The sequence below is a fragment of the Streptomyces sp. CBMA156 genome, from assembly GCF_014596515.1.
GTDB lineage: Bacteria > Actinomycetota > Actinomycetes > Streptomycetales > Streptomycetaceae > Kitasatospora.
Map to the genome: position 1 here is coordinate 22,376 of NZ_MSJQ01000298.1, position 16,990 is coordinate 39,365.

Genomic DNA, 16,990 nt, shown 5'->3' on the forward strand with positions numbered 1-16,990 from the left:
CCGTGTGACGGCTCGGTGCCGCTCAGTGCCCGCGCAGCTGGTCCAGGTCGCGGCGCTCCCGCTTGGTGGGGCGCCCGGCCCCGCGGTCCCGTGTCCCGGCCGCCGCGACGAACTCGCGCGGCGGCCGCGGCGGGCTGTTGTCGGCCAGGCACTCCGCCGCCACCGAGGCGCCGACCCGCTTGCGGATCAGCTTCTGCACCACCACGACCCGCTCGTACCCCTCCTCGCGGACCCGGACCTCGTCCCCGGGCTTCAGCGCCTGGGCCGGCTTGGCCCGTTCGCCGTTCACCCGGACGTGCCCGGCCCGGCAGGCGGCGGCCGCCAGCGCCCGCGTCCTGACCAGCCGGACCGACCAGATCCAGCTGTCCACCCGCACGCTTCCCTCGTGTTCAGCCATTCCCGGAGCCTACCCAAGGACTTCTCGGGGACCACCCGAGGACTGCACGGCGGCCGGCGCCTCCTGGACCGCCCAGGCGTTCCCGTCCGGGTCGTTGAAGAACACGAAGTTGTTCCACGCCTCGCCGTGCCCGTTCACCCGGCCCCCCGCCACGAAGTGCTGGACCGGGCTGACCTGTACGCCCCGGGCCAGCAGTTCGGCGTGCGCCCTCTCGATGTCCGGCACCACCAGCTGGAGCCCCTTGACCGATCCGGGCGGAGCTTCGGTCATCCCGGTGCCCACGACGATCGAGCAGGGCGAGCCGGGGGGAGTCAGCTGGACCACCCGGTGGCCGTCCCGCAGCCGGGTGTCGTGGTCGACGGTGAACCCGGCCTGCTCCTCGTAGAAGAGCTTCGAGCGGTCGACGTCCGATACGGGGACCACCACGACTGCGAGTTTCCACTGCATCGCCCTCACCCCTCTCGGTCGGGCTCTTCCAGTATCCGTCCGTAACCGTCCCCCGGGGGTCGTCGGATAGCCTGAGAACACGATGAATCCGCAGACCACGCCCGCCGCGACCCCGCCGGACACCTCCCTGGCCACTTCCTGGGGCACCTTCGAGCTCACCCGTTACCCAGCGGATCCGCGCGAGCGGCTGCGGGCCTGGGACGCCGCCGACGAGTACCTGCTGCGCCACCTCGCCGGCGAGGCGGACAGCGCGGCCGGCGCCGCGACGGAGCTGGCCGGCCGCACGGTCGCCGTCCTCGGCGACCGCTGGGGCGCGCTGACGACCGCGCTCGCCGCGTACCGGCCGGTCCAGATCACCGACTCCCACCTCGGCCGCCGGGCCACCCTGGCCAACCTGGCCCGGGCCGGCGCCGCCGTCGACGAGTCCCGGCTGCTGACCACCAGGGACACCCCGCCGGAGCGGATCGACGTGCTGCTGGTGCGCGTCCCCAAGAGCCTGGCCCTGCTGGAGGATCAGCTGCACCGGCTCGCCCCGGCCGTCCACGCCGGCACCGTGGTGGTCGGCACCGGCATGACCACCGAGATCCACACCTCCACCCTCCGGCTCTTCGAGCGGATCCTCGGCCCGACCCGCACCTCGCTGGCCGTCCGCAAGGCCAGGCTGATCCTCTGCACCCCCGACCCGGCGCTCGACCCCGGCCCCAGCCCGTGGCCGACCCGCTACGCGCTGCCGTCGGACATCGGTCCGGTCTCCGGCCGTACGGTGGTCAACCACGCGGGCACTTTCTGCGCCGACCGGCTCGACATCGGCACCCGCTTCTTCCTCGCCCACCTGCCCGTCCCGGCCCCCGGCGCCCGGGTGGTGGACCTCGGCTGCGGCAACGGCGTGGTCGGTACGGCCGCCGCGCTGGCCGGGCCCGGCGCGGAGCTGGTGTTCGTGGACGAGTCGCACCAGGCGGTGGCCTCCGCCGAGGAGACCTTCCGCGCCAACCTGGGTCCGGACGCCCCGGCCGAGTTCCTGGCCGCCGACGCCCTGGCCGCGGACGTGACCGCCCCCGGCTCGGTGGACCTGGTGCTCAACAACCCGCCGTTCCACTCCCACCAGGCCACCACCGACGCCACCGCCTGGCGGATGTTCACCGATTCGAAGCGGGCGCTGCGGCCGGGCGGCGAACTCTGGGTGGTCGGCAACCGCCACCTCGGTTACCACGTCAAGCTGCGCCGCCTCTTCGGCAACTGCCGAGTCGTCGCGGGGAACCCCAAGTTCGTGGTGCTGCGGGCCGTCAAGCGCTGACCGGTGCACACCCCCGCCACGGCGGGGGTCAGGCGTCGACTCCTTGCATGAATTTTCCGTCACGCGTATATTCATGCCAAGACGAAGGAGGAACGCCATGGCATTGCGAGTCGCCGTCGCCGGCGCGAGCGGGTACGCGGGCGGTGAGGTACTGCGCCTGCTGCTCGGCCACCCCGAGGTGGAGATCGGGGCGCTGACCGGCGGCTCGAACGCGGGCACCAGACTGGGGCTGCTCCAGCCGCACCTGTTCCCGCTCGCCGACCGCGTCCTGGAAGCCACCACCACCGAGGTGCTGGCCGACCACGACGTGGTGTTCCTGGCGCTGCCGCACGGCCAGTCCGCCGCCGTCGCCGAGGAACTCGGCCCGAACGTCCTGGTGATCGACTGCGGCGCCGACTTCCGGCTCAAGGCCGCCGCCGACTGGGAGCAGTTCTACGGCTCCGCGCACGCCGGCACCTGGCCGTACGGCCTGCCCGAACTCCCCGGCCACCGCGCCGCGCTGAAGGGCAGCAACCGGATCGCCGTGCCCGGCTGCTACCCGACGGCCGTCTCCCTGGCACTGTTCCCCGCGTACGCCGCCGGGCTCGCCGAACCGGAGGCCGTGGTGGTCGCCGCCTCCGGCACCTCGGGCGCCGGCAAGGCCGCCAAGCCGCACCTGCTGGGCAGTGAGGTGATGGGCAGCGTCAGCCCGTACGGCGTCGGCGGGGTCCACCGGCACACCCCGGAGATGATGCAGAACCTCACCCCGCTCGCGGGCGAGCCGGTCTCCGTCTCCTTCACCCCCACCCTCGTCCCGATGCCGCGCGGCATCCTCGCCACCTGCTCGGCCAAGGCCAGGCCGGGCGTGACCGCGCAGAGCCTGCGCGCCGCGTACACCGAGGCGTTCGCCGACGAGCCCTTCGTCCACCTGCTGCCCGAGGGGCAGTGGCCGCAGACCAGCAGCGTCTACGGGGCCAACACCGCCCTGGTCCAGGTCGCCCTGGACGCCGCCGCCGGGCGGATCATCGCGATCAGCGCGATCGACAACCTGGTCAAGGGCACCGCCGGCGGTGCGGTGCAGAGCATGAACATCGCCCTCGGACTGCCCGAGGAGCTCGGCCTTCCCGTGAACGGAGTCGCACCGTGAGCAAGAGCACGAACGTCGGAGTGACCGCGGCCAAGGGCTTCCGTGCCGCCGGGGTGACCGCGGGCATCAAGGCCTCCGGCACCCCCGACCTCGCCCTGGTGGTCAACGACGGGCCCTCGCTCGCCGCGGCCGGCGTCTTCACCGCCAACCGGGTCAAGGCCGCGCCGGTGCTCTGGTCCGAGCAGGTCCTCAAGGGCGGCCGGGTCTCCGCCGTCGTCCTCAACTCCGGTGGCGCCAACGCCTGCACCGGCCCGCTGGGCTTCCAGGACACCCACGCCACCGCGGAGCGGGCCGCCGTGGACCTGGGGCTCAACGCGGGCGAGGTCGCCGTCGCCTCCACCGGTCTGATCGGCGTACGGCTGCCGATGGACATCCTGCTGCCCGGGGTCACCCTGGCCGCGGGCGAGTTGAGCGGGACCGGCGGCGAGGCCGCCGCGATCGCCATCAAGACCACCGACACCGTCCACAAGACCGCCCAGTACACCAGTCCGGCCGGCTGGACGGTCGGCGGCATGGCCAAGGGCGCCGGCATGCTCGCCCCGAGCCTCGCCACCATGCTGGTGGTGCTCACCACCGACGCCGACCTGGACAGCGCCGCGCTGGACGCCGCGCTGCGCGGCGCCACCCGCACCACCTTCGACCGGATCGACTCCGACGGCTGCATGTCGACCAACGACACCGTGCTGCTGCTCGCCTCCGGCGCCACCGGCACCACCCCGGACGAGGCCGAGTTCGCCGAGGCCGTCCGCCAGGTGAGCGCCGACCTCGCCCGCCAGCTGATCGGCGACGCCGAGGGCGCCGGCAAGGACATCCGGATCGACGTCACCGGCGCCGCCACCGAGGACGAGGCGGTCGAGGTCGCCCGGACGATCAGCCGCAACAACCTGCTCAAGTGCGCCATCCACGGGGAGGACCCCAACTGGGGCCGGGTGCTGGCCGCGATCGGCACCACCTCCGCCGCGTTCGACCCGGACGAGCTGGACGTCGCCATCAACGGCGTCTGGGTCTGCAAGGCCGGCGGCGTGGGCGAGGACCGCGACCTGGTGGACATGACCGGCCGGGAGGTCGTCATCAGCGCGAACCTCAACGCCGGTACGGCGAGCGCCTCGGTGTGGACCAACGACCTGACGGCCGACTACGTCCACGAGAACAGCGCCTACTCCACCTGATCCGGCCTCGTTCCACCTGATCCGGCCTACTCCACCTGATCCGACAAGGACACCGGAAACCGTGCAGATCGCACCCAAGGGCGAACAGGCCCGCAACAACACCGCGTTGCCCAAGGCCATGACGCTGATCGAGGCGCTGCCGTGGCTGGAGCGCTTCCACGGCAAGACCGTCGTGATCAAGTTCGGCGGCAACGCCATGGTGGACGAAAGCCTCAAGGCCGCCTTCGCCCAGGACGTCGTCTTCCTGCGCTACGCCGGCCTGCACCCCGTCGTGGTGCACGGCGGCGGCCCGCAGATCAGCGCCCAACTCGACAAGCTGGGGCTGGAGTCGAGCTTCACCAACGGCCTGCGGGTCACCACCCCGGAGACCATGGACGTGGTCCGGATGGTGCTGGCCGGCCAGGTGCAGCGCGAGCTGGTCGGCCTGCTCAACGGGCACGGCCCGTTCGCGGTCGGCATGACCGGCGAGGACGCGCACACCATGACGGCGGTCAAGCGGTACGCGGTGGTGGACGGCGAGCAGGTCGACATCGGCCTGGTCGGGGACATCGTCAACATCGAGGCCGGCGCGGTGAAGGCGATGATCGCCGACGGCCGCATCCCGGTCATCTCCTCGATCGCCCGCGGCACCGACGGCCACGTCTACAACATCAACGCCGACACCGCGGCCGCCGCCATGGCGGTCGCGCTCGGCGCCGAGATGCTCGTCGTCCTCACCGACGTCGAGGGCCTCTACAAGGACTGGCCGGAGTCCGACGACGTGATCAGCCAGCTCACCGCGAGCGAGCTGGAGGAGCTGCTGCCCGGTCTGGCCAGCGGCATGCTCCCCAAGATGGAGGGCTGCCTGCGCGCCGTCCGCTCCGGCGTGGGCACCGCCCGCGTGCTGGACGGCCGGGTCCAGCACAGCCTGCTGCTGGAGATCTTCACCGACGAGGGCATCGGCACGATGGTCGTGCCGGACGACGAACCGACCGTGACCGGGGGACTGGCATGAACGGCGTGACCGGAGTGACGCACAACGAGCAGCTCGCCGAGCGGTGGCAGCACTCCTTCACCGACAACTACGGCACCCCCCGCGTCCCGCTGGTGCGCGGCGAGGGCAGCACGTTCTGGGACGCCGACGGCAAGGAGTACACCGACCTGCTCGGCGGCATCGCCGTCAACGCCCTCGGCACCGCCCACCCGGCGGTGGTCGAGGCCGTGACCCGGCAGATCGCCACCCTCGGCCACGTCTCCAACCTCTTCATGGCCGAGCCCACCATCGCCCTCGCCGAGCGGCTGCTGCGGCTGGACGGCCGGCCCGGCGGCCGGGTGTTCTTCTGCAACTCCGGCGCCGAGGCCAACGAGGCCGCCTTCAAGATCAGCCGGCTGACCGGCCGCACCCACCTGGTCGCCCTCCAGGGCGGCTTCCACGGCCGCACCATGGGCGCCCTCGCGCTGACCGGCCAGCCCGCCAAGCAGGACCCGTTCCGCCCGCTGCCCGGCGACGTCACCCACGTCCCGTTCGGTGACGTGGAGGCGCTGCGCGCGGCCGTCACCACCGAGACCGCCGCCGTCTTCCTGGAGCCCGTCCAGGGCGAGAACGGTGCGATCCCGCTGCCCGAGGGCTACCTGAGGGCGGCCCGCGAGATCACCCGGGCCACCGGCACCCTGCTTGTCCTGGACGAGATCCAGACCGGCATCGGCCGCACCGGCCACTGGTACGCCCACCAGGCGGACGAGGGCGTCGAGCCGGACGTCGTCACGCTGGCCAAGGCGCTCGGCGGCGGCCTGCCGATCGGCGCGGTGCTGGCCTTCGGCCCGGCCGCAGACCTGTTCACCCCGGGCCGGCACGGCACCACCTTCGGCGGCAACCCGGTGGCCGCCGCGGCCGGGCTCGCGGTGCTGGACACCATCGAGTCCGAGGGCCTGCTGGAGCACGCCCGCAAGCTGGGCGAGCGGCTGCGCGACGGCGTCGAGGCGCTCGGCGACCCACTGGTCTCGCACGTGCGCGGGGCGGGCCTGCTGCTCGGCATCGTGCTCACCGAGCCGGTCGCGGCCGAGATCCAGGCCGCCGCGCAGGAGGCGGGCTTCCTGGTCAACGCGGCCGTCCCGGACGCCGTCCGGCTGGCCCCGCCGCTGGTGCTGACCGAGCAGGAGGCGGACGCGTTCCTGGCCGCGCTGCCGGGCATCCTCCGGGCGGTGCGCGAAAGCGCCCCGGCCGATGCGAGTTGACCGTTCTCCGGGAGAATAATCACATGACCGCATCCCACTCCGGCCCCTCCGTCACCGGCCCGACGCCGCAGGTCCCGCAGACCCGCACGGCGCGCCACCGGCGGATCGTGGACCTGCTCACCCGCCAGCCCGTGCGTTCGCAGAGCCAGCTCGCCAAGCTGCTCGCCGACGACGGCCTGGTGGTCACCCAGGCCACCCTCTCCCGGGACCTGGACGAGCTGGGCGCGGTCAAGATCCGGAACCGGGACGGCGCGCTGATCTACGCCGTCCCGGCCGAGGGCGGCGACCGCACGCCGCGGGCGCCGATGGGGGAGTCGGCCAGCGAGGGCCGGATGGCCCGGCTGGCCGGCGAACTCATGGTCTCCGCGACGGCCTCGGGCAACCTGGTGGTGCTGCGCACCCCGCCCGGCGCCGCCCAGTTCCTGGCCTCGGCGATCGACCAGGCCGAGGTGTTCGAGATCATCGGCACCATCGCCGGCGACGACACCGTGCTGCTGATCAGCCGCGATCCGGCCGGCGGCCAGGCGCTCGCCGACCACCTCATGCAACTGGCCCAGGCCAAGGCGCAGTAGGGCCTTCCCCGGGACGACCCCGGCCGACGGAACAGCAATCGGCCGGGGTTTTGTGTTTCATACGGTCTGATGCATACTTATGCCACCTACTGCACATGCATGAAGGAGCCACCGCGATGACCGTCCAGCAGTCCGCCGACGTCCGCCTCTGGGGCGCGCGCTTCGCCGACGGCCCGTCCGAGGCGCTGGCCAAGCTCTCGGCCTCGGTCCACTTCGACTGGCGCCTCGCGCCGTACGACATCGCCGGTTCCAAGGCCCACGCCCGGGTCCTGCACAAGGCCGGCCTGCTCTCCGACGAGGAGCTGGCCGGCATGCTGGCCGGCCTGGACCTGCTGCTCGCCGACGTCGAGGCGGGCACCTTCACCGGCACCGTCGCCGACGAGGACGTGCACACCGCGCTGGAGCGCGGCCTGCTGGAGCGCCTCGGCCCCGACCTCGGCGGCAAGCTGCGGGCCGGGCGCTCGCGCAACGACCAGATCGCCACCCTGTTCCGGATGTACCTGCGGGACCACGCCAGGATCATCGGCGGCCTGCTGCTCGACCTCCAGCAGGCCCTGGTCGGCCTCGCCGAGGCGCACCCGGACACCGCGATGCCGGGCCGCACCCACCTCCAGCACGCCCAGCCGGTGCTCTTCGCCCACCACGTCCTCGCGCACGTGCAGGCCATCGGCCGGGACGCCGAGCGGCTGCGCCAGTGGGACGCCCGCACCGCCGTCTCGCCGTACGGCTCCGGGGCGCTGGCCGGCTCCTCGCTCGGCCTCGACCCGCAGGCCGTCGCCGCCGAACTCGGCTTCGAGGGCGGCTCGGTGGGCAACTCCATCGACGGCACCGCCTCGCGCGACTTCGTCGCCGAGTTCGCCTTCGTGACCGCGATGATCGGGATCAACCTCTCCCGGATCGCCGAGGAGGTGATCATCTGGAACACCAAGGAGTTCGGCTTCATCACGCTGCACGACGCCTTCTCCACCGGCTCCTCGATCATGCCGCAGAAGAAGAACCCGGACATCGCCGAGCTGGCCCGCGGCAAGTCCGGCCGGCTGATCGGCAACCTGACCGGCCTGCTGGCCACCCTCAAGGCGCTGCCGCTCGCCTACAACCGGGACCTCCAGGAGGACAAGGAGCCGGTCTTCGACTCCTGCGACACGCTGGAGGTGCTGCTGCCCGCGTTCACCGGGATGATGGCCACCCTCACCGTGCACCGGGAGCGGCTGGAGGAGCTGGCCCCGGCCGGCTTCTCGCTCGCCACCGACATCGCCGAGTGGCTGGTCAAGCGGGGCGTGCCGTTCCGGGTCGCGCACGAGGTGGCCGGTGCCTGCGTCAAGGTCTGCGAGGCCGAGGGCATCGAGCTGTCCGACCTGACGGACGAGCAGTTCGCCGCGATCTCCGGGCACCTGACGCCCGAGGTGCGCTCGGTGCTCAGCGTCCACGGTGCCATCGCCTCCCGCGACGGGCGCGGCGGTACGGCCCCCTCGGCGGTCGCGGTCCAGCTCGCCGAGGTGAAGGCGGACCTGGCGCGGCAGCAGGAGTGGGCACAGGGCTGATCCCCGACGGAGGGGGCGGCCCCGGCGAGGGCGTCGATCCCTGACGTCACGGGGGAGGGGCGCGGCGGTCCGACCGGCGCGCCCCTCCCGCGTCCGCGCCCCGGCCCGGGCGTAACCGGCCCCGCCCGGCGCCGTCATGCACGGTGTGTGCACCGCCATCCCACCCGTCCCCTCCGCCGAGGACGTCTACCTCGCCGAGCGCCGCCGCCGTGTGGTCCGCGAGAGCGTGGCCGCCCTGCCCGGCCGATGTCCGCAGCTGATCGCCGCCCTCGCCGAGGACCCGCCGCCCACGTACCGTGAGCTGTCCGAGCGGCTCGGCATGCCGCGTGGCTCGATCGGCCCCACCCGCTCCCGCTGCCTGGCCTGCCTGCGGATGCTGCTCCACGCGGAGCGGTACCCCTGAACGGCCCGGGAACGGCCGTACGGAACCCGTGCGGCACCCGAGGTGACCCTCCTCACGTATGCCCCCCGGAAGGTTGAGGGAAGCTGACGTCCGGGTAGAGCGCTGGCGAACGCAGCCCTTGACGGTGACGCGATCACTCGGATACTGAGCGTGAGCGCGCCACCCTCTGCGCGCCGCGCACGACGACTGGGGAGGCCCCTCCACATGGGCATGAGCGTGATCATCTCGGCCGCGGAGGCCGAGGACGCGGAGCAGATCCTCAAGCTCCAGTACCTCGGCTACCAGCCCGAGGCCGAGCTGTACGGCGACTGGGCGATCGAGCCCCTGACGCAGAGCCTGGAGAGCCTGCGCGCCGAACTGTCCGAGCAGCACGTCCTGGTCGCCCGGCTGGGCGGCGAGGTGGTCGGCACCGTCCGCGGCCACGTCGGCGCCGACGGCGTCGGCCGGATAGGGCGCCTGGTCGTCCATCCGCGGATGCAGCGCCACGGCCTCGGCGGCCGGCTGCTGGACGCGCTGGAGCGCCGGATGGCCCAGGACGGCCCGGTGAACGCCTACGAGCTGTCCACCGGCCACCGCAGCCTCGGCAACCTGCGGCTGTACGCCCGCCAGGGGTACCGTCAGACCAGGGTCGAGCAGGTCGACGGCCGGCTGAGCTTCGTCCACCTCGCGAAGCCCGCTATGACGCCGCTCGCCGCGACGGCCTGAGCCCGTCGTCCCGCGCGCGTTCCCGGCGCCGCCACCATCCGGACCCCCGGTGGCGGCGCCGAGCCGTATCCGTACTGGTGGCGGCGAGGCATGTCCGCATTGCGGACAGGTCCGCCAAATGATTGGGCGGATATCGACCCATCTGTTTTACTGGCTCACATGACTGCGACGACGAACTGGACCCCCACCGGCACCCTGCCGGCAGGTGAGCGTGCCATGTGTCGTCGAATGTGTCACTGCTGAGGGCCACCGCCCCCGGCACCCCCCTGAGGGTGCTTTCCCCTCGCGCCCCGAAGCGAGAATCCGGCGCCGCTCCCGCCCGTGCGAGCGCGCCCCCTCCTCCCGGACTCCTCCCCCTGCCGTGCCCGCGGGCCCGGTGACTCGTTAGGGCCACGCCGTCGCGCGGCCCGGCCGTCCGACGGCCACGATCAAGGGGTGGCGAGCCCGGATCCCCCCGGCGCAGCGCCGTGACGACGCCGCCGACCGCACCCCGGTCGGGCGGTCGTCCCGCGCCGCCCGCGCCCCCGACCCACGGAAAGCCGCTGTGATCACCACCACGGACCTGACGAAGGTCTACCGTTCCCGAGGCCGCGAGGTGACCGCCCTCGCCGGCGTCGACCTGCACGTCCGCCCGGGCGAGGTCTACGGAGTCGTCGGCACCAGCGGTGCCGGCAAGTCCACCCTCATCCGCTGCGTGAACATGCTGGAGCGCCCGACCTCCGGCACGGTCACCGTGGACGGGGTCGAGCTCACCGCGCTGTCCGGCGGCGAGAACCGGGCCGGCCGCGAGCTGCGGGAGGCCCGCCGCCGGATCGGCATGGTCTTCCAGCACTTCAACCTGCTCTCCTCGCGGACGGTGCAGCAGAACGTCGAGCTCCCGCTGGAGATCATCGGCCTGGACCGCACCGAGCGCCGCCGCAAGGCCGCCGAGCTGCTCGACCTGGTCGGCCTCGGCGACAAGGCCCGCAGCTACCCCACCCAGCTCTCCGGCGGCCAGAAGCAGCGCGTCGGCATCGCCCGGGCACTGGCCGGTGACCCCAAGGTGCTGCTCTCCGACGAGGCCACCTCGGCGCTCGACCCGGAGACCACCCGTTCGATCCTCAAGCTGCTGCGCGACCTCAACCAGCAGCTGGGCCTCACCGTCCTGCTGATCACCCACGAGATGGACGTCATCAAGTCCGTCTGCGACTCCGCCGCCCTGATGCGCGGCGGCCGGGTGGTCGAGTCCGGCGAACTCACCGACCTGCTGGCGCGGCCCGGGTCTGAGCTGGCCCGCGAGCTGTTCCCGCTCAGCGAGTTCGGCACCGGCCACGCCGGCTCCACCGTGCTGGAGATCACCTTCCAGGGCGACAGCTCGGCCCAGCCGTTCGTCTCCCAGCTCGCCCGCACCTACCAGATCGACATCAACATCCTCGGCGCCGCGGTGGAGACCATCGCCGGCCGGATGGTCGGCCGGATGCGGGTCGAACTCCCCGGCAGCCACGAGGACAACGTGGTGCCGATCGGCTACCTGCGCGAGCAGGGCCTCCAGGTGGACGTGGTCGACGCGGCGAACGGAGCGGTGGCATGACCTGGGACCAGATGCAGGAACTGATGTGGCCCGCCACCCAGGAGACCTTCCAGATGGTCGGGGTCTCGACCCTCTGCACCGTCCTCCTCGGGCTGCCCATCGGCATCCTGCTGGTGCTCACCTCCAAGGGCGGGGTGCTCCAGAACCAGCCGGTGAACAAGGTGCTCGGCGCGATCGTGAACCTCACGCGCTCGATGCCGTTCATCATCCTGATGATCGCGCTGATCTCCTTCACCCGCTGGCTGACCGGCAACTCCCTCGGCTGGCAGGCGGCCACCGTGCCGCTGACCGTCGGCGCGATCCCGTTCTTCGCACGGCTGGTCGAGACCTCCGTCCGGGAGGTCGACCGCGGCCTGATCGAGGCCGTCCACGCGATGGGCGGCGGCACCTGGACGCTGGTCCGCAAGGTGCTGATCCCCGAGGCCCTCCCCGGCATCGTCGCGTCCGTCACCACCACGGTCATCGCGCTGATCGGCTACTCCGCGATGGCCGGCACGGTCGGCGGCGGCGGCCTCGGCGACCTCGCCTACCGGTACGGCTACCTGCGGTTCGAGACCTCCTTCATGTGGATCATCGTGGCGGAGATCGCGATCATCGTCACCGTGATCCAGCTGGCCGGCGACTACGCCGTGCGCCGGCTGGCCGGCCGGGGCCACGGCGGTGGACGCACCCGCCTGCTGCGCCCGCGTCCCGCCACCACCGCCGACGAGGACCTCGGCGCCCACTGACCTCCCCCGTCCGACCCCGGACGCGGCTCCCCGTTCCACGCAGAAAGGCACTTTTCGTGCGCAACGCCCTGAAGTTCACCAGCATCCTCGCCACCGCCGGCATCGCCCTCTCGCTCGCCGCCTGCGGCAGCTCCGGGTCCTCCTCCTCGGACCCGAACGCGCCGCTCAAGGTCGCGGCCACCCCCACCCCGCACGGTCAGATCCTGAAGTACGTCAAGGACAACCTCGCGGAGAAGGCGGGCCTCAAGCTCGAGATCAAGGAGGTCACCGACTACGTGACCCCCAACACGGCGGTGCAGGACGGTTCGGCCGACGCCAACTACTTCCAGCACCTGCCGTACCTGGAGGACTTCAACAAGAAGAACGGCACGGACATCGTCTCGGTCGAGACCGTGCACCTGGAGCCGCTGGGCGCCTACTCCAAGAAGGTCAAGTCGCTCGCCGACCTGCCGGACGGCGCCACCGTCGGCCTGCCCAACGACGCCACCAACGAGGGCCGCGCGCTCAAGCTGCTCGCCGACAACAAGCTCATCACCCTCAAGGACGGCGCCGGAACCGCCGCCACCCCGGCCGACGTCACGGGCAACCCGAAGAACCTCAAGTGGAAGGAGCTGGAGGCCGCCCAGCTGCCCCGCTCCATCGCCGACCTGGACGCCGCCGTCATCAACGGCAACTACGCGATCGAGGGCGGCCTGAAGCCGACCACCGACGCCCTGGTGCTGGAGAAGGCCGAGGGCAACCCGTACGCCAACATCCTCGCCGTCAAGAAGGGCAAGGAGAACGACCCGCGGGTCAAGAAGCTGGCCGAGCTGCTGCACTCCGACGAGGTCAAGAAGTACATCGAGGACACCTTCCAGGGTTCGGTCATCCCGGCGTTCTGAGCCGCGACCCCGCCCGACGCCCCGATCCCGACCGGGCCCCCGCCGCACCTCGGCGGGGGCCCGGTCGGGCAGTATGCACCAGGGACACTCCGGCCGGCCGCGATCTGACGTACCGTCGTGCGGGCGGCGCACCGCGTGGCATCCGGGGCACGACGGAGGCGTACGGTGTTGTGTTCACGACCCGGCGAGGAGAGACGGCATGGCAGCGAGCTTCCCCGAGACCGCCATCAGCACCGAACGGCTGCTGCTGCGCCCCCTGGCGGAGGACGACGCCCCCGGCCTGGCCACGATGATGGCCGACGACCTCGTCCTCGCCTGGACCGACCTGCCGCAGCCCTTCACCGAGGAGTACGCGGCCGAGCTCGCCCGCACCCTCGCCCCCGGTCACCGGGCCGCCGGGCGCGGCATCGTCTTCGCCGTCACCGAGCACCTGACCCAGCGCCTGGTCGGCCTGGTCGAGCTGCGCAACACCGACTGGCGGCTGCTCAGCACCGAGATCTCCTACGTCACCGCCGTCTGGGCGCGCGGCGAGGGCTACGCCCCCGAGGCCGTCCTCGGCGTCGCCCAGTGGCTGTTCGAGGACCGCGGCTTCCTGCGCCTGGAGCTGCGCACCGCCGCCGGGAACACGGCCGCCCAGCAGGTCGCCCAGAAGGTCGGCGGCATCAGCGAGGGCGTGCTGCGCAGCGCCTGGATAGTGCGCGGGGAGTCCGGCGAGGTGCCGGCGGCGCCTCCCGGCCACCGGGCCGGGGGAGAGAGCCGCAGCGACCTCATCCTGTGGAGCCTGCTCCCCGAGGACCTGGAGTCGCCCGAGCTGCACCGCGCGGGCTGGCACGGCGACCACCGCTACGTGCTGCGCGACTGAGGCGCGCGGGCCGTTCACCCAGCGCGGACATGTGTGCGAGTTGTCGGGCTCCGGCCGAACGCACCCGGTAGCCTCGGCTCCGGCACCGCACGACGGCGGATCGAGTGGCGCACCGAGTCGAGGGAGAACGGCCGCAGATGGCTGACCGGATCACGGTCATCGGGTGGGACGGCACCCCGCTGACCGAGGCCGCCGGCGCGGCCCTGGCCGCGGCGACCCTGGTGGCCGGCGCCCCCTACCAACTGAACGCCCTCCCGGTGCCGGAGGCCGCCGAGCGGATCACCCTCGGCAGCATCCGGGAGGCCGCCCGCAGGATCGCCCAGCACCGCGGCGCGGCCGTCGTGGTCGCCGAGGGCGACCCGGGCTTCTTCGGCGTGGTGCGCACCCTGCGCCGCCCCGAGTTCGGCCTCGAACTGGAGGTGCTGCCAGCCGTCTCCTCGGTGGCCACCGCCTTCGCCCGGGCCGGCATGCCCTGGGAGGACGCCCAGGTGGTCAGCGTGCACGGCGGACGGCTGCGCCGCGCGGCCAACATCTGCCGGGCCCACCCCAAGGTCGCGGTGCTCACCGCGCCGGGCGCCGGACCCGCCGAACTCGCCCTGATGCTGCGCGGGGTGCACCGGACCTTCGTGGTCTGCGAGGCCCTCGGCACCCCGGACGAGGACGTCACCGTCCTCACCTCCGACCGGATCGCCGACCACGTGTGGCGGGACCCCAACGTGGTGCTGGTGATCGGCGGCGCCGCCCAGTCCGCGGTGACCGAGGCGGCCGGCTGGCTCGCCGGGCGCCCGGTCGGCTACCCCGGCGCGGAACGCGGCTGGGCGCTCCCCGGTGACGCCTACGCGGGCGCCGGGCGCGTGGAAGGTGCACCGGGCGCGCCGGAGTCGCTCCCCGCCCATGTGCGCGCCCTGGTGCTGGCCCGTCTGGGTGCCCGTCCAGGGGACCTGGTCTGGTCGGTCGGCGCCGGCAGCGGCGCCCTCGCGGTGGAGGCGGCCAGGTTCGGCGCCGCCGTGGTCGCGGTCGAGGGCTCCCGCTCGGCCTGCGCCCGGCTGACCGTCAACGCCCGCCGCTACGGCGTCGAGGTGGAGGCGGTGTACGGGAGCGGACCCGAGGTGCTGGGCGGCCTGCCGGAGCCGGACGCGGCGGTGGTGGAGTCCGGCGGCCTCGACGTGGTGCGCGCGGTGCTGGCCCGCCGGCCCGAGCGGTTCGTCGCGCTGCCCCGGACCCTCGCCGAGGCGGAGGAGGTCCGCCGGGCGATCGACGGGGCCGGCTACCGGGCGGACGGCGCGCTGCTCCAGGCGACCCCGCTGCTGCCGGCGGGGGAGGGCGACGGGCTGGCGCTGGGAGCGGCCGGAACCGGCGCGCTGGTGCTCTGGGGTGAGCAGATCGTGTGAAGGCCTCGGGCCCGCCCGGCGGATCCCCGGCGGGCGGCCGGGGGCGCGCACCGGGACCGTCCGCCGGCGTGGACGGTGATCCAGGTCGCATCCGGACACCTATTCGAGAGGTGACCGCGCCGTGCCGGTAGTGTGACGTCCTGGGCGGCTGCATCGGTCGGCGACCCACCCGATTCAGTCGGTTTGTCACCATTTTGACGCGGTGCAACCCGGTTCCGCTCGGAGTGTGGGCAATTCGACGGGCCTCGTGCCGGACCTGGAGAATGCCGTAGGGTCCGGTGCGGTCGTGCCGGTTGCTCCGGGTTGTCGTTGTTTCAGACGACGTGCCGTCCCGTACGGGAGGTGCACCGGGCCGGGTGCCGCAGTGCGCCGGAAGGACTTGGGCCGCAGCGCCACGGCGCGGCGGCCACATGTAATTAGGGGCGGGTCGGTGCTGGTTCGGCCCGCGCGGATGGGCGCTGCGATCGGTGATCGCGTCGCCGAGGGCGCGGCAGCGGCCTGGAAGGAGCTTTGACAATGACCGATGGCGGCCACGTCCCGGGCGAGGGAATGCCGGAGCACCTGCACGCCGGGCCTGACGGGCTCGGCGGACCGGAGGGCGTCGCGGGCGTTGCACCCCTCCAGGGCCTCGTGACGGACGGCGGTGTGATCCCGAACCCGGCGGCCCCGATCGGCGGCGTGCCCGGCGCGATGCCCCCGGGTGCGGGCGTCATCCCGCCGCAGGGCCAGCACGGCTACGGCGTTCCCGGGATGCCCCAGCCCGGCCACCCCGGCGAGGGCTGGGCCGTCGACCAGGGCGCCCCGCGCCCCGCCTTCCACTTCCTCGACCAGCCCGACACGCCGGACGGCCTGGACGACGATGACGACGTGCTGCTGATGCCGGGACCGCAGGGCTCCTGGGGCGAGCCGCTGGCGGCCGTCCCGGCCGAGCAGGTGCCGCTCGCGCCGCAGCAGGACGGCACGCCGGTCGAGCCGTCCTGGCCGCCGGTGGACCCGCCGGTGCTCGGCGCCGAGCACGGCAGGCATCCCGTCCAGACGCAGCCGCAGGTGCAGCAGCCGATGACGCAGGCTCAGCAGCCGCGCCGCCCGCTGCACGCCGGGCCGCCGATCCCGGACCCGTCGCTGATGACCGGCCAGGTGCCGGTCCGCTCGCTGGCCGACCGCGGCCCCTCGCAGGGCGGCACGCCCGCGCACGGCATCCCGGTGGTCGGCCGTCCGCCGGTGGCCGAGGCCGTCGCCCAGGCTCCGGTCGCCGCGCCGCAGGCCGTCCCGATGGCACCGGTCGCTCCGGTGGCCCCGGGCGTTCCCGTCGTGGACGGGCAGCAGCCGCCGCAGGCGCCGGACTTCCACCAGCCCCAGCAGGCGCAGCAGGTCCAGCAGGTGCCGCTGCACGCGTACCCGGTCGAGGCCGTGCCGTCCGTCGAGACGGTCGGGGCGATCGAGGTGATCGAGGTCGTCGAGATGCCGGAGGCCGTCCAGGCCGCCGCCGTTCAGGACGTCCAGGCGGTTCAGGCCGTTCAGGCCGTTCAGGACGGGCCCGCCCCCGAGGCCGTGGTGGAGGCCGTCGCGGTCGCTCCGCAGGCCGTCGTGGCGGAGCCGGCCGAGGCCGTGCCGTCGGTGGCCGAGGCGGCCGGCGCGCCTGCCGCCGAGGCCGTCGTCGAGCCCGCCGTTGCCGAGCCCGCCGTCACGG

16 protein-coding genes and 1 pseudogene are annotated in these 16,990 nt (G+C 73.3%); 15 read left to right on the plus strand and 2 right to left on the minus strand.

The genetic code is table 11. The annotated features are described in order from the left end of the window. Positions 1-22 precede the first annotated feature (22 nt). Entirely contained in the window at positions 23-397 is a 375-nt protein-coding gene (locus tag BU198_RS26225) for an RNA-binding S4 domain-containing protein (RefSeq protein WP_188299345.1), read from the minus strand. A gap of 9 nt (positions 398-406) precedes the next feature. Continuing rightward, on the minus strand, positions 407-844 hold the full coding sequence (locus tag BU198_RS26230) for a VOC family protein (protein WP_188299346.1): 438 nt from the start codon (positions 842-844) through the stop codon (positions 407-409). Between the two features lie 82 nt (positions 845-926). Here BU198_RS26230 and BU198_RS26235 point away from each other — a divergent pair, with 82 nt between their 5' ends. From BU198_RS26235 to BU198_RS26305, 15 genes and pseudogenes are all read left to right on the plus strand, one after another. Next, entirely contained in the window at positions 927-2,138 is a 1,212-nt protein-coding gene (locus BU198_RS26235; protein ID WP_188299347.1) for a methyltransferase, read from the plus strand. Between the two features lie 97 nt (positions 2,139-2,235). Further along, complete coding sequence (gene argC / locus BU198_RS26240; RefSeq protein ID WP_188299348.1) at positions 2,236-3,264, plus strand: N-acetyl-gamma-glutamyl-phosphate reductase; 1,029 nt, start codon at positions 2,236-2,238, stop codon at positions 3,262-3,264. Further along, positions 3,261-4,433 carry a bifunctional glutamate N-acetyltransferase/amino-acid acetyltransferase ArgJ gene (gene argJ, locus BU198_RS26245; protein ID WP_317620325.1) on the plus strand — a complete coding sequence of 391 codons (1,173 nt, stop codon included), beginning with the start codon at positions 3,261-3,263 and terminating at the stop codon, positions 4,431-4,433. The genes argC and argJ overlap by 4 nt, the downstream gene beginning before the upstream one ends. Before the next feature lie 118 nt (positions 4,434-4,551). Continuing rightward, positions 4,552-5,427: an acetylglutamate kinase gene (argB, locus tag BU198_RS26250; protein ID WP_188299362.1), complete on the plus strand. Its 876-nt coding sequence runs from the start codon at positions 4,552-4,554 to the stop codon at positions 5,425-5,427. Continuing rightward, positions 5,424-6,647, plus strand: a complete 1,224-nt coding sequence (locus BU198_RS26255) for an acetylornithine transaminase (protein WP_188299349.1) — start codon at positions 5,424-5,426, stop codon at positions 6,645-6,647. Before argB ends, BU198_RS26255 begins: the two co-directional genes overlap by 4 nt. A 23-nt stretch (positions 6,648-6,670) precedes the next feature. Continuing rightward, entirely contained in the window at positions 6,671-7,219 is a 549-nt protein-coding gene (locus tag BU198_RS26260; RefSeq protein ID WP_188299350.1) for an arginine repressor, read from the plus strand. 116 nt (positions 7,220-7,335) lie between these two features. Further along, positions 7,336-8,760, plus strand: coding sequence for an argininosuccinate lyase (gene argH / locus BU198_RS26265; RefSeq protein WP_188299351.1), 1,425 nt, complete (start codon positions 7,336-7,338; stop codon positions 8,758-8,760). Positions 8,761-8,905: 145 nt separating this feature from the next. Next, positions 8,906-9,163 carry a winged helix-turn-helix domain-containing protein gene (locus BU198_RS26270; protein ID WP_188299352.1) on the plus strand — a complete coding sequence of 86 codons (258 nt, stop codon included), beginning with the start codon at positions 8,906-8,908 and terminating at the stop codon, positions 9,161-9,163. A 204-nt stretch (positions 9,164-9,367) separates the two neighbouring features. Then, positions 9,368-9,868 carry a GNAT family N-acetyltransferase gene (locus BU198_RS26275; RefSeq protein WP_188299353.1) on the plus strand — a complete coding sequence of 167 codons (501 nt, stop codon included), beginning with the start codon at positions 9,368-9,370 and terminating at the stop codon, positions 9,866-9,868. Between the two features lie 544 nt (positions 9,869-10,412). Then, positions 10,413-11,438 carry a methionine ABC transporter ATP-binding protein gene (locus BU198_RS26280; RefSeq protein WP_188299354.1) on the plus strand — a complete coding sequence of 342 codons (1,026 nt, stop codon included), beginning with the start codon at positions 10,413-10,415 and terminating at the stop codon, positions 11,436-11,438. After that, entirely contained in the window at positions 11,435-12,166 is a 732-nt protein-coding gene (locus BU198_RS26285) for a methionine ABC transporter permease (protein WP_188299355.1), read from the plus strand. Before BU198_RS26280 ends, BU198_RS26285 begins: the two co-directional genes overlap by 4 nt. A 56-nt stretch (positions 12,167-12,222) precedes the next feature. Then, the gene (locus BU198_RS26290) at positions 12,223-13,047 is read left to right on the plus strand and encodes a MetQ/NlpA family ABC transporter substrate-binding protein (protein WP_188299356.1); all 825 of its coding nucleotides are present in this window, start codon (positions 12,223-12,225) and stop codon (positions 13,045-13,047) included. Between the two features lie 199 nt (positions 13,048-13,246). Continuing rightward, positions 13,247-13,909 (plus strand): GNAT family N-acetyltransferase, encoded by a 663-nt coding sequence (locus BU198_RS26295; RefSeq protein WP_188299357.1) that lies wholly within the window; start codon positions 13,247-13,249, stop codon positions 13,907-13,909. 137 nt (positions 13,910-14,046) lie between these two features. Beyond that, on the plus strand, positions 14,047-15,300 hold the full coding sequence (gene cbiE / locus BU198_RS26300) for a precorrin-6y C5,15-methyltransferase (decarboxylating) subunit CbiE (protein ID WP_188299358.1): 1,254 nt from the start codon (positions 14,047-14,049) through the stop codon (positions 15,298-15,300). A 516-nt stretch (positions 15,301-15,816) separates the two neighbouring features. Then, a pseudogene (locus tag BU198_RS26305) lies at positions 15,817-16,990 on the plus strand (hypothetical protein); the annotation flags it as partial.

Excerpts from the sequence above, each read along its gene's own strand:
- argH (WP_188299351.1), top strand. The coding sequence starts at position 7,336 with ATGACCGTCCAGCAGTCCGCCGACGTCCGCCTCTGGGGCGCGCGCTTC.
- BU198_RS26285 (WP_188299355.1), top strand. The coding sequence starts at position 11,435 with ATGACCTGGGACCAGATGCAGGAACTGATGTGGCCCGCCACCCAGGAG.
- argB (WP_188299362.1), top strand. The coding sequence starts at position 4,552 with ATGACGCTGATCGAGGCGCTGCCGTGGCTGGAGCGCTTCCACGGCAAG.
- BU198_RS26235 (WP_188299347.1), top strand. The coding sequence starts at position 927 with ATGAATCCGCAGACCACGCCCGCCGCGACCCCGCCGGACACCTCCCTG.
- argC (WP_188299348.1), top strand. The coding sequence starts at position 2,236 with ATGGCATTGCGAGTCGCCGTCGCCGGCGCGAGCGGGTACGCGGGCGGT.
- BU198_RS26260 (WP_188299350.1), top strand. The coding sequence starts at position 6,671 with ATGACCGCATCCCACTCCGGCCCCTCCGTCACCGGCCCGACGCCGCAG.
- BU198_RS26295 (WP_188299357.1), top strand. The coding sequence starts at position 13,247 with ATGGCAGCGAGCTTCCCCGAGACCGCCATCAGCACCGAACGGCTGCTG.
- BU198_RS26225 (WP_188299345.1), bottom strand. The coding sequence starts at position 397 with ATGGCTGAACACGAGGGAAGCGTGCGGGTGGACAGCTGGATCTGGTCG.
- BU198_RS26230 (WP_188299346.1), bottom strand. The coding sequence starts at position 844 with ATGCAGTGGAAACTCGCAGTCGTGGTGGTCCCCGTATCGGACGTCGAC.
- cbiE (WP_188299358.1), top strand. The coding sequence starts at position 14,047 with ATGGCTGACCGGATCACGGTCATCGGGTGGGACGGCACCCCGCTGACC.
- BU198_RS26275 (WP_188299353.1), top strand. The coding sequence starts at position 9,368 with ATGGGCATGAGCGTGATCATCTCGGCCGCGGAGGCCGAGGACGCGGAG.
- BU198_RS26255 (WP_188299349.1), top strand. The coding sequence starts at position 5,424 with ATGAACGGCGTGACCGGAGTGACGCACAACGAGCAGCTCGCCGAGCGG.